Origin of the sequence: Candidatus Defluviibacterium haderslevense (assembly GCA_016712225.1) — a bacterium.
Taxonomy (GTDB): Bacteria; Bacteroidota; Bacteroidia; order Chitinophagales; family Saprospiraceae; genus Vicinibacter; species Vicinibacter haderslevensis.
Genome location: JADJRL010000003.1, coordinates 1,487,260 through 1,499,751 on the forward strand (window position 1 = coordinate 1,487,260; position 12,492 = coordinate 1,499,751).

Genomic DNA, 12,492 nt, shown 5'->3' on the forward strand with positions numbered 1-12,492 from the left:
TTTATAAAAAACTATTATTAACTTTAACTTATGAAAAAAATTATCAGCTTAAATGTAAATGGCTTGCGATCAGCAATATTAAAAGGTTTTACAGCCTGGATAAAGGAGAACGATTTTGATATTATTTGTTTACAAGAAATAAAAATGGATAGTTCTTACGCAGATCCTGATTTTTTTATAAATCAGGGTTATTATTCGTATTGGCATTGTGCAACAAAAAAAGGCTATAGTGGAGTAATGATCTTATCTAAAGAAAAAATAAATAATATTTTCATCGGTACAGGAAATCCTGAATATGACCAGGAAGGACGGGTAATTAGAGCTGATATCGGAGACTGGAGTATAATAAATGCCTATTTTCCTTCAGGTTCTTCCGGTGAAGAAAGACATGATTTTAAAATGAAATTCATTCAAGATTTTTATCCCTGGATTCAAGAACTATTATATATAAGAAAAAAAATAATATTAGTTGGAGATTATAATATTGTACATCAAGCTATTGATATTCACAATCCCGAAAGAAAAGATAATCCTAGTGGGTATAGACCTGAAGAACGTGCTTGGCTAAATGCATGGTTTTCTGAATTGTTTGATGATAGTTTTCGAATTTTATATCCTGATAAACAAGAATTCAGTTGGTGGAGTTACCGCGCAGGATCTTATCAAAAAAACAAAGGCTGGAGAATAGATTATCAATCTATTTCTAAACCCTTTTCAGCTTGTGTCGTAAATTATAAACATCACTACGATATTCGCTTTTCTGACCATTGCCCAATTGAAGGTAATTATAATTTAATTTAATTTAATTTCTTTAAAAATAAATAACTCTAACATTTAATTTGAATGGACTAAAATTTATAATTTATTTAGACTTATAAACTATTTTAATTTTCAAATTTAATCATATAAATAGAAATCTTAACTCTACCTGTAATAAATTAATCTTACTAAATAGTGTTGTGTGTATATAATAAAAATTTACAAGGAATCTCTTTCATATCCATTAGAAATGAAAAATTCCAAGATAATGAGCAAATTAATTTTTATACTAATAATCCATTCTTTAATTAGACAGCTGGCTATATCCTATAATAAAGGCATACCAAAATTGATGTATTGGCGAAAAAATACTTAAGGAAAATTAATACACCTCTAAAAATAAGAAAATTGAAAATTCTATTATAATTAGACATCAATTCTTTTAATTGAACTTAATTTAGACGCTTCAATCCAATTGTACCGTCATTTTAAATAAACTTATTTGAATTTTTAGTAAAAAAGTATATTTTTGCACTCTAATAGTAAAATTACTCTTAGAATTAGTATTAGGCGTGGTAGCTCAGCTGGTTAGAGCGTGCGATTCATAATCGCAAGGTCGGGAGTTCAAGTCTCCCTCACGCTACTCCTCAGATCTTTATATATTGAATAATAAAGAATATTACATATCAATAAATTAACTTCTCCTTTTAACAATCTTTTAACTTTGACGAATACAACTCTTTATGCTATGAACAGTCAAATTAAAAAAAATTGTTATGAACCTCTTATTATGTAAATATCGACTCTTTTCCATTAATAATTTATTTACCCTATTTATTGTTTTATTTCTAATCTCTTGTTACGATAATCGTAATATTAAATCTGTTTCAAAATCAACAAAACTTATTACCTCTAAAGAATCGGTTGTTAAGAAGAAGGCAAATCATAGTAAGGAGTCAAAAACTTTACTTACATCCAAAAAAAACCCAATTTTTAAATCTGATTCCATCATTATTTCTGATAATAAAAATAAAATTGATACTGTCTTAATCTCAGTTCTTTCCAGTCAAAATGAAATAGTAATAGATTCATCTGAATTAATCAACATTATAAATTCCACCAATTCTAATATTGAAATTGATACTTCGGAATTGATATTACTTTAGATATATTTCAAAAATAAGTAGAAATTACTTATTCATGATTTATTAATTATTGGAATGATTCTTTTTAATGAAATTAAATTAGTGGAAATTATAATAATAAGTGCGCAATAAAAAAAGGAATTTCTAAAAACATATAAATTATTCTGCCAAAATGGATATGAAAAATTTATATTTAAAACAATAAGAACAGACATGATAAGCGTTAAAATAAGAGTCAAAAGTGTTATTTTAATCCATAAGATATTCTTTATTTGTTCCATTTTAAATTGTAATAGAAATAATTCAATTCTAATTTTTCTACTTTTAGGTTTTATACGGTTGACTTCTAAATAAATGTTCAGCGCTTTTTCTAATAATTTTTCTTCACGATACATTTTAGCTTTCAAAAGAAGCGCTTCAATATACAAATTTTTTAAATAGGGATTAATAATTGGATGAAATATGATATCCTCTAGTATTTGATCAACCGTATCGTGAAAAAGATTTGATCTCCCTAAAAATAGTAGTGCCTCTAAATATATTAACTTGATTTCTAAATATTCTTTAAATTCTAATTGCCCTATTTCATTAAAATATTGAATATAAAAATGTATAAAATCATTGTGTCTTTGAATAGACCTATGTTTAAATTTGTTAAGCAATAATGAGCTATTAATATTTTGATGAAAGAACTTATTCATAAGTTAATGGATACAGTATTGGTCTTGAAGGAACGGCATCTAATTCCATTGGTGCTGCTTGCAAAAGAAGTAAATAAACCCCATCAGGGACTTCATTTGGCACATAAATTAATTCTGTTATCGTGCAATTAAGCGCTCTTTCATCTTTCCAAAAAGATCGATGAGCTAATAATAGTCCGTTGTCTTCCTCCCGATCTACCGAGGGTATATCTACAAGTAAATGTTTCACATTTTTTGAAACTATATAGTCCATAGCGTCTTTTGAAAAATATATCGGGTTGGTACCAGAATATTTTTTTGATCTTTTCAGTATATCATTAGACAACGTCCGAATGGTTAACGTCTGTATGTTCAAATCAATTAGTATTGGTTCAAGAGTTTGTTTTTCAATTACCAAGTCTCCATTAATTTTTTTTTCAGGAGTAACACTAATCAAATGATTAATAAAAACATATTCTTTTAAAATACTATTTACTGAAATTAGTTCCTTTGTTAGATGGCCGATACATTCGGTATGTGTTCCGTTACCATGAACATTCAAAAGTATATTATTAAAATTTACAGGTCCTCCCTCTAATACTGAACCTACAAATGTTCCCATTCTAACTGGTTCTGATTTAAAAAGAGGTGCATAAAAGCAATTTACTTGGTCCAAGGAATCACTTAATGGAATAGAAATATCTATTCCTGCTTTTAAATTTACCTTATATTTCTGCTTTAGAATTTCTACTTCGATATTCATAAACGAACATTAATTTCTCTGATCTAAACCCCAATTTAATTTTTCATGTATAGTACGTAAAAAACTTACTGGATGCAATTGTGCTAATCTAATTTTAAAATCTGCCTTTTTTATTGCCAATTGATGTTCAGAACTAATAGTTTCTTTTCTTGAATCCAATGTGCATAAAAAATTTTCTGTTCTTCCTTCCACTTCAAAAGATAAAATAGAATGATCGGGTATAACAATGGGTCTGACATTTAGATTATGAGGCGCAACAGGAGTAATTACTAAACTGGCCACATCAGGAAAAATAATTGGTCCACCACATGATAAGGAATAACCTGTTGACCCGGTAGGAGTAGAAACTATTATGCCATCGGCCCAATAAGAATTTAGAAAATCCCCATTTACATAAGTATGAATTGTTATCATTGAAGAATTATCTCTCTTGAGGATTGTAAAATCATTCAATGCAAAATTGATTTCTCCAAAAAGAGAAAAATTACTCTCTAAGCTTATTAAACTTCTTTCCTCAATTGTATAGCTACCGTTCACTAATTGATATACTGCATCAGGGATAATCGTTTTATCTATACTGGCCAAAAAACCTAATCTGCCTAAATTTATTCCAAGGATAGGTATGTTACTGTTACGTATGAATGTAATGGCTTGTAAAATAGTACCATCTCCTCCCAAAGTTATTACAAATGTTGGCTTAGCGTCGACTATATCTTGATATGTAGACCAAGAATGTTGATGCGTTTTACTAATTTCGATAGGTAGTTGATCTAGATATTCTTTATATATGCAAACTTCAAATTGATTTAATTTTAAATGGTATAAAAGGCTTTTAATATGTGTTATGTCCTCTCCCTTAGCTTTTTGACCAAAAATAAACACTTTAATCATAATGCTGAATTAAGGTGAACAAAGAAACCGCCTTTAGCCAAATGATTCAAAGAATAATTCATTTGTAGCATAATGCCATTGTTAATTGTTAAATCGAGTCCACAAGTTACACTATATATAAGTTTATTTGTTAATGAATTTGTCTGATAATAATAGGGCTCATTAAAATATGCACCTGTAAAGTTAAATCTTAAATCCAATTCAGATTTAATTTTAATTCTTGGTTCTTTTGCTAATAGTTTGAAAAAAGACTTTTTATAGTCTAATATAAAAAGTCTGACGGCTTGATCTACTAAAACATAATCTGTTCCATTTATTATATAGTATTCATATCCTGGTACGACTTGACGACTATTATCTAAAGTTCTATATATATAATAAGCAGGTTTAATTCGATTTAATGATTCCTGACAATTTATTCTAGATAATAAACTTATTCTTTTATTAAATGCTTTAGCATGAATAAACTCTTGGGAAAAAAAAATATAATTATTTCTCTCTACAAAAGGCTCATTTATTGTCTCAATAGTGGCTTTAAATTTAATTCCCTTTTGTGGTCGTATTCCAATATCAAAACTTGAATAAGTAGTATTTAAATCAATTTTTAATTTATCAAATTTATATTTTGATGCTAAAAAATATTCAGGGTATAAAAGTGCAATACTTTCATTAATTCTATTATGATATAATCTAAAATTCAAACTATGTGTCCAATTTGTTTCATTCCTATAATAATATTTTAAATTGAATTCTCTTCTAAGTAGTAAGTCATCATGATCATTTTGAATAAAGACAAATTTATTTGCTAAAGTCTGTACATCAATTTCTTTGTACGAACTATATAATAAACCAATTGAAAGATTATAATTTTTATTATTAAAAAAATATGGGAAATCATAAGAAATTTCATACTTATCAGTATACCCTGTATGGAACTTTATTCTAAGTTTATCACTTCGGCCTGTAAGATTATAATGCAATAGTTTTATTCCATAATTAACACGTTTAAGTGAATGTCTTTGTTCCACCCACCAAATATTAAAATTAGGATCTGCAATTTCGCCAATAATTGAAGGAAATAATAACCAATTTTCATCTACTATAATATCAATTATCACAAAACATTTATCCTCAAAGTAAATTTTATACTTTACAGTTACATTTGAAAAATTAACCAATCTACTTAGTTTAAATTTTATATCTTCTAATTTAATTCCAATTCTGTTTATTGATATTGTATCACCTATATGAAGGTCACACTCCTTTTCAATTAACCAAGATCTGGTTTTTTCATTTCCAATAATATTTATTTTATCTACAAGTAATATAGGGCAAGTTATATTTTGGGAATGAATTTGAATTAAAATTAATAATTGCAAACCAAGTAAAACATACCATTGATTTCTATACATTCAAATAGTGCATCAACTCATTATATCTTTCCTCATGAACATTTTGGACAGATTGTTTTGAAAAAACTTTCACAATTTCTATATCATATCTTACAAAATCATTAAGAATTGATGTTGGATCATTAAGATTTATTTGCAAGGAAAGGTAAATTTCATTCTTCTCTGCCTTTTCTGAAACAAAACTGGATAAAATAACTGCCTTATGTTCTTCGACAATTTGAGCTATTTTTTCCAATGAATAATCCATTTTCCTCATTGAAAGCAATATAATACATCCATGTTCTATTTCGATTAAACATGATAGGTAGAATTTGACTAATTCATTTTCTGATATACATCCTATAAACTGATCTACATCTGATATTACCGGTATATTGTTTAATTTGAATTGTAACATTTTCGACCATATATCAAAAATATAGTCATCAGATGAAACATGTTGAAAATCGGTTTCTAAAAATTGCTGTATAGATTCTTTTCCATTGTGTTTACTCAACTTTTGCCATGTAACCATTCCAATGATCTTTTGATCCAATAATACATATAATTGTAATACTTTAAATTCAATCATTTTATCTAATGCGGTGTCAATATGATCACTTAGAGATAATGGTAATATATGTTTTGAAATTAAAGTATTTGCCTTCATTTGAATTCATTATTTACTATTTGTTGAAAATAGGAACCATATGCGTTTTTAGGATTTTGCAATAAGTTTTCTCTCTCTAATTTTAAATCTTCAAGAATTCTATTCTCACGAAGATCCAATTTTTCAATTATTTCATTTGTTAATTTATATTGATTTTGTTTAAATAACTCAAATTCCGGTAGAACTCTTATAAAGGCTAAAGACTCGTGAGTTAATATTTTATTCCAATCTTTAAAACCATTAATTATAGCTTGATTCAAATGCTCAAATGATTTTTTTACGTTTTCACTTAATGAATATGCGCAAGCCAAATAGAAATGACAAGAATTATCTTTAGGCTCTTTTAATATAGCCTTCTGAAATGACTCAATAGCTTCCTTCAGTTCATAATTATTAAAATGTTTTATTCCTGCTTGCTTAAATGTTTCTATTTCTTTACGCTGCCTATATTTTTCAAAAACTGATCCTGAACGTTCTTTTTCATTTTTTTGATCTTGTTCTAAGATAATATATCGACCTTGTTTATACGTATCATTTTTAGCGTTTTCCCTTCTATTTCCATATCTGTCTCTAAAATTTTTACTATTATATTTTCTATCAAATTCATTTTGATCCATCATTAAATAACGATATGCATCATACCATCCCCAAAGCGTTGAAAAGGGGAAGCCTAAAATATTAATAAATTTTACCCAAATATAAATACCTATAAAAAATAAACCCATTTCGGTTTGTCTTAAATAGAATCTATGTACTCCAAAAGTACCTAAAAAAACAGCCATCAAAGTGGCAATCCATTTATTTTTCATCTGAAATAAATTTAAAACTTAAAATGGCTATATCATCCGGAACTTCTTCGTTTCCTTTATAATCCATCAAAGTCTCCATGACCAAAGAAGACAATTCTTGAACTGACTTTTTCTTATTTTGCAAAATTAATTCTTGCAACATTTCTGTTGTATAATTTTCGGCTAAGTGGTTTTTAATATCGACCAAACCATCTGTAAATGCAACCAAAATAGTATCAGAATCCAAATCTACTACACCTTCATTTATTTCCGGTAAATTTTCAAAATGACCAATTATTGTACACGTGGCTTTAAGTTCATAACATTGATTGTTTTTTATAAGAATCGGAGGTATGTGCCCTGCATTTACATAATATAATTTTTTTTGTTTAATATCGGCTACAGCAATAAAAAAAGTTAAATATTTCTCACCTTTAGTAATTCTTAAAACCGTTTCATTTAATGCGATAACTAAAGTCTCCAAATCTCTATATTGTTGGCCCAAATTTTGTAAAAGCGCTTGAAAATTTGCCATAATCATTGCTGCCCCAATCCCTTTTCCCGAAACATCTGCAATACAAAAACATATTTTTTCTTCTGAAAACTTTATAAAATCAATATAATCTCCACCAACCTTAAAGTGAGGCCTGTATACGTTAGCTAATTGATATTGTTTTCCTGAAGGCATTTCTTCAGGAATCAACATTTTTGTTACTTCGGTTGCAAATTCCAACTCCTTTTCTTGTGTTATTTGTTTTCTTACTAATCTTTTATTTTCTAATGCTACAGCAATGATATTTGTTATTGAAGTTATAAATTGTATGTTGTTAAAAATATCATCTCCTCTTTTTACTCCATTAATTAAAGAGTATGCAATTGGGTCCTTTTTATGATAAACTGGAATTATAAATTCGAAATCTTGTAAAATAGGGTGGTCTTCCTTTTTTACGGTATGTAATCTTGAAAACTTAATAAATTCTTTTGGAAGTTCTAATAAATTTTTTGTTGCATTGAGATTTGATGAAACTACTAATGACCAACCGTTATCTTCTCTTATAAAAAGTGCTATTTTTTCAATACTTAATTCCCAAGTAAGAAAATTTTTATACATACTAAGTAAATCTTCTTGAGGAAGATTCTCATTTATTGCTTGAGTAATATTCAACAGAGACGTAATCTGAAGTTGTTTTAGACTTAATTCATTTTCCATTTTGGAAAGTATGCTCTGCTCCCTACTCATAAACTAATTACTCTTTAATTTTATATCTGTTCTATCCCTAAAATGGTTAGTTATTATCTGAAAAGACAATATTAGCAAAACTACTACAATTGATGGTATTATAGCTTGAATAATCTTACCACTAAAAGCCAAACTATATTGCTCCTGTAAAATGTTACCTAGTGTTGGAATAGGTGGCTGCAAACCCATACCCAAAAAAGACAGACCTGATTCTAAAAGAATAGCTAAAGCAAAATTTGAAGAAGCTTGTATCCAGATGGGTCCAGATATATTAGGTAAAATATGAAAAACCATTACCCTAAAATGTGAAAAACCCATTGCTTTACAAGCTTGAACAAAATGCTGTTCCTTATAATGTAAAACCAAACCTCTTACTAATCGGGCTACATCGCCCCACATAGTCAAGCCTATAGAAATAAAGATAGAAATCATATTTCTACCAAAAGCCATTAAAATAACAAAAGCTAATAAAATAGTTGGTAATGACCAAAATAAACTTATTATTAATGAAATGAGTTGATCCGTCTTTCCACCAAAATATCCTGCAAGCAAACCTAAAATTATTCCAATAATTAAGGAAAATAAAACAGCGATTGAACCAACTATTAATGTATATCTAATACCAATTATTAATCTACTATATACATCTCTGCCATACCTATCTGTTCCTAAATAATATCTAATACAATTCGTGTTATCTTTATTATTATTAATTTGTGGTTTTTGTATCGATTGATCTCCATAAAACATGATTGAGATTAGCGATTGCTTTGAAACATTTATATTGGTATTCCATTCAAAACATGAAACAAAACCAGGATTCATAACAGATATTTCTGGCACCTGAGTATTTGCATAAATTGTTTTATCGGTACAAATCAGATATCCGAAAAGCAAACAGCAAGTACATAAAAATAAAAAGCATATTGAAAAAATGTAAATTACATTTCTAGAATAATTAACCACTAGCAATTTAATTTTGGATTATTCAAATGTCTCTCTTTATCCCTGATTGTTCTTAATTCCATTTTACTTTTAAAAACTTTTTCTATATCAATATTCATTTGATTGGATAGACATAAAGTTACAAATAAAATATCTGCAAGTTCTTCAGCTATATTAGCTTTTGCGTTTTCCTCATTTTCATTAATTTTAAAAGATTGGTCTCCATAAATTCTTGTCATATATCGGGATAATTCTCCAACTTCTTCCATTAAAATTCCCAAATTGGTTAACTCACTAAAGTACCTAATTCCATAAGTTTTAATCCAAGTATCTACTTCTAATTGTAAATCATTCATTTATTCCTTATTTTTTGTATCAATAATTATAGTTACTGGTCCATTATTTAATAACTTCAGCTGCATATCCATACCAAAGACTCCGCATTCAATATTTAATTTGCACTTACTTCTTATATTATCTAAAAAATCTTGATAAATTGTTTTTGCAAAATCTGGCTTTGCTGCTCTTATAAAACCAGGTCTTGTTCCCTTTTTAGTAGATGCAAATAATGTAAATTGACTTACTACCATGATGTCCCCTTGTACATCTAAAATAGACAAATTCATAAGACCGTCCCCATCTGAAAAAATTCTCAAGTGGAGAATTTTATTAATTAACCAATCAATATCATCTTGGGTATCTGCTTCTTCAATTCCTAAAAGCAATAATAAACCTTTACGAATAGACGAATGTACCATATTATTTATACTAATTTCAGTATAATCCACTCTCTGTATAATAACCCTCATTCATAAAGTTTCAACAAATTTAAATTAAAAATCTTTATAATATGAAAATTATTTTATTCACATTTATTGTTTTTGATATATTTAAAGAGTTAACTATTAGATATTGAATTTTTTATTTTTGGACATTGACTCTAAATATTTTATACGTTTTAAACATTTTCTATTTTTTGATTTATAAGATATTTGTTTATATATAATTTATTCATAATATTGATTTAAACTTGTTAATAAAAGATTCTTTACTAACATAAATATAATTAATTTTTACTCACATTTTTTTATTAACACTATGTTTAAAAAATAGTTAATCTGTTGTAAAATAATAATTTGTAATTTTTTTTTTTGTGTATTACTTGTTAATTTTTTAAACATAATGAGTTTATAAACATACTAACACTATCATTATATATTCAATATTTATTTATATATTTTCTTTTAATATAATGTAGATGTCTAATGATGTGAATTTTTTTTTTCATTTAAAATGGTTGATCTTTGAGAAATATTTTAGGGCTCATGAAGTTTAAATCTGTAAAAATTTGGTTATTCGTTGGTTTAATAATGATTCTTTTTCAAATTTTGCTAGGTGGAATCACAAGATTAACTGGTAGTGGTTTATCAATTACAAAGTGGGACATAGTTACTGGTATTTTATTTCCAGTTTCTGATGAGTCTTGGAATTATCATTTTGAATTATATAAAAAGACACCTCAGTATAGCAAAATTAATACTGGAATGAGTTTGGATGATTTTAAATTTATTTTTTTTTGGGAATATTTACATCGTTTATGGGCAAGAATTATGGGTTTAGTTTTTGTAATACCTTTAATTTATTTTTTATTTAAAAATAAAATAGATAAGACCTTAGGGATTAAATTAAGTATTACTTTTCTCTTGGCATTATTTGTTGCTTCTTTAGGTTGGATAATGGTGGCAAGCGGTTTTGTCAATAGACCATGGGTTAGTGCATATAAATTGAGTTTTCATCTAGTTGCCGCAACGATTTTACTGGGTTACCTTTTTTGGACTTATTTAAATTATTGTTATATAAAAGTTGTTAATAATAAGATCAATTTGTTTTATTTAATCATTTCTTGTATCATATTTATTCAATTGTTTTTTGGAGGTATAATGAGTGGTATGAAAGCTGGGTTAGTTGCTCCAACTTGGCCCAGGATTAATTCATTATTAGTTCCAATGGAAGTAAAAGCTATATTTACTTATGATAAAGAAATGATACTCAATTATGATGAAAGTTCTACCTTACCTATAGTTATTCAATTTATTCATAGAAGTTGCGCTTATTTTATTTTGGGTTTTGTCATTTGTTTAAACATTTTTTATAATAAGAATAGAAATTACTTTAAGGCTAATTTAGGATATTTAAGCTTGGTTCTAGTGCAGGTTATTTTAGGTGTTATGACATTAATTAATTGTGTTGGTGAAATCCCTTTGTTTTATGGTGTTATGCATCAAATGTTTGGGATTTTGTTATTTTGTTATAGTTTGTATATATTGTATTTCTCTAAAAATAGATGGTTAGCTTAAGTTTAATATTGGAAATAGTTATTTTTTAAGAGTTTGATGTAATTTTTTTTAATTTTGTAGTAAAGGAAATATAAGTGAATGGAATATACAATCGTTGAAGAAGGAAAATTTAAATATATTGAGTCAGAAGGAACTGGACCGGTTTTAATGTTGCTACATGGACTTTTAGGAGCACTTAGTAATTTCAAAGGTATTATTGAAGCTTTTAAAGATGATTATAAGGTAGTTGTTCCTATTCTACCTATATATGAAATGCCTTTATTCCAAGTTTCTGTAACGGGACTTGTAGATTATGTTGCTGAGTTTGTTAAGTATAAGAATTATAATGCAGTTAATGTATTAGGAAATTCATTAGGTGGACATATTGGTTTATTGTACACATTAGCGCACCAAGAGAAGGTGTCAAGTTTAATTTTAACTGGCAGTTCGGGATTATTTGAGAGTGGAATGGGTAATACTTTTCCAAAACGTGGGGACTATGAATTTATTAAAAAGAAAGCTGAAGATACATTTTATGATCCAGCTATTGCAACCAAAGAATTGATAGATGAATTGTATAATGTTGTAAATGACAGAAATAAAGCAATAAGAATTGTTGCAACTGCAAAATCTGCAATTCGGCACAATTTGGGAGATAAATTACATTTAATAAAAATCCCGGTATTGCTTATTTGGGGCAAGGAAGATTCTGTAACACCACCTTTTGTTGGAGAAAAGTTCGAAGAATTGTTACCTGATGCCAAATTATATTTAATTGATAAATGTGGTCATGCTCCTATGATGGAAAAGCCAGATGAGTTCAATGAAATATTAAAATCATTTCTGGAAAAGAATACATAATTATTTTTTACCTTAGGCAGCGT

Annotated in this window: 14 protein-coding genes and 1 tRNA gene; 5 read left to right on the top strand and 10 right to left on the bottom strand. The window is 27.4% G+C overall.

The annotated features are described in order from the left end of the window. The first annotated feature begins 30 nt into the window (after positions 1-30). From xth to IPK88_06075, 3 genes are all read left to right on the top strand, one after another. Entirely contained in the window at positions 31-801 is a 771-nt protein-coding gene (gene xth / locus IPK88_06065; protein ID MBK8242969.1) for an exodeoxyribonuclease III, read from the top strand. Between the two features lie 527 nt (positions 802-1,328). Further along, a tRNA-Met gene (locus tag IPK88_06070) sits at positions 1,329-1,402 on the top strand. Positions 1,403-1,535: 133 nt separating this feature from the next. Continuing rightward, a complete protein-coding gene (locus IPK88_06075; GenBank protein ID MBK8242970.1) occupies positions 1,536-1,925 on the top strand; it encodes a hypothetical protein in 390 nt (129 codons plus the stop codon). Between the two features lie 32 nt (positions 1,926-1,957). Here the strand turns inward: IPK88_06075 and IPK88_06080 are convergent, their stop codons facing one another. The 10 genes from IPK88_06080 to IPK88_06125 form a co-directional block, all read right to left on the bottom strand. After that, positions 1,958-2,605 carry a hypothetical protein gene (locus IPK88_06080; protein MBK8242971.1) on the bottom strand — a complete coding sequence of 216 codons (648 nt, stop codon included), beginning with the start codon at positions 2,603-2,605 and terminating at the stop codon, positions 1,958-1,960. Continuing rightward, positions 2,598-3,347, bottom strand: a complete 750-nt coding sequence (locus tag IPK88_06085; protein MBK8242972.1) for a cyclase family protein — start codon at positions 3,345-3,347, stop codon at positions 2,598-2,600. Before IPK88_06085 ends, IPK88_06080 begins: the two co-directional genes overlap by 8 nt. A 9-nt stretch (positions 3,348-3,356) precedes the next feature. Continuing rightward, positions 3,357-4,238: an NAD kinase gene (locus IPK88_06090; GenBank protein MBK8242973.1), complete on the bottom strand. Its 882-nt coding sequence runs from the start codon at positions 4,236-4,238 to the stop codon at positions 3,357-3,359. Then, positions 4,235-5,650 carry a BamA/TamA family outer membrane protein gene (locus tag IPK88_06095; GenBank protein ID MBK8242974.1) on the bottom strand — a complete coding sequence of 472 codons (1,416 nt, stop codon included), beginning with the start codon at positions 5,648-5,650 and terminating at the stop codon, positions 4,235-4,237. Before IPK88_06095 ends, IPK88_06090 begins: the two co-directional genes overlap by 4 nt. Next, positions 5,643-6,299 (bottom strand): CBS domain-containing protein, encoded by a 657-nt coding sequence (locus IPK88_06100; GenBank protein MBK8242975.1) that lies wholly within the window; start codon positions 6,297-6,299, stop codon positions 5,643-5,645. Before IPK88_06100 ends, IPK88_06095 begins: the two co-directional genes overlap by 8 nt. Next, positions 6,296-7,108 (bottom strand): TM2 domain-containing protein, encoded by an 813-nt coding sequence (locus tag IPK88_06105; GenBank protein MBK8242976.1) that lies wholly within the window; start codon positions 7,106-7,108, stop codon positions 6,296-6,298. The genes IPK88_06100 and IPK88_06105 overlap by 4 nt, the downstream gene beginning before the upstream one ends. Beyond that, the gene (locus IPK88_06110) at positions 7,098-8,297 is read right to left on the bottom strand and encodes a SpoIIE family protein phosphatase (protein ID MBK8242977.1); all 1,200 of its coding nucleotides are present in this window, start codon (positions 8,295-8,297) and stop codon (positions 7,098-7,100) included. Before IPK88_06110 ends, IPK88_06105 begins: the two co-directional genes overlap by 11 nt. A gap of 33 nt (positions 8,298-8,330) precedes the next feature. Then, entirely contained in the window at positions 8,331-9,152 is an 822-nt protein-coding gene (locus IPK88_06115) for an ABC transporter permease (GenBank protein ID MBK8242978.1), read from the bottom strand. A gap of 140 nt (positions 9,153-9,292) precedes the next feature. After that, entirely contained in the window at positions 9,293-9,628 is a 336-nt protein-coding gene (locus tag IPK88_06120; protein MBK8242979.1) for a nucleotide pyrophosphohydrolase, read from the bottom strand. Further along, positions 9,629-10,081: a D-tyrosyl-tRNA(Tyr) deacylase gene (locus IPK88_06125; GenBank protein ID MBK8242980.1), complete on the bottom strand. Its 453-nt coding sequence runs from the start codon at positions 10,079-10,081 to the stop codon at positions 9,629-9,631. Positions 10,082-10,576: 495 nt separating this feature from the next. Between IPK88_06125 and IPK88_06130 the strand changes: the two genes are divergently transcribed. Together IPK88_06130 and IPK88_06135 are read left to right on the top strand one after the other, a co-directional pair. Then, entirely contained in the window at positions 10,577-11,629 is a 1,053-nt protein-coding gene (locus IPK88_06130; protein ID MBK8242981.1) for a COX15/CtaA family protein, read from the top strand. A 78-nt stretch (positions 11,630-11,707) separates the two neighbouring features. Continuing rightward, positions 11,708-12,469: an alpha/beta hydrolase gene (locus IPK88_06135; GenBank protein ID MBK8242982.1), complete on the top strand. Its 762-nt coding sequence runs from the start codon at positions 11,708-11,710 to the stop codon at positions 12,467-12,469. The last annotated feature ends 23 nt before the right edge of the window (positions 12,470-12,492 follow it).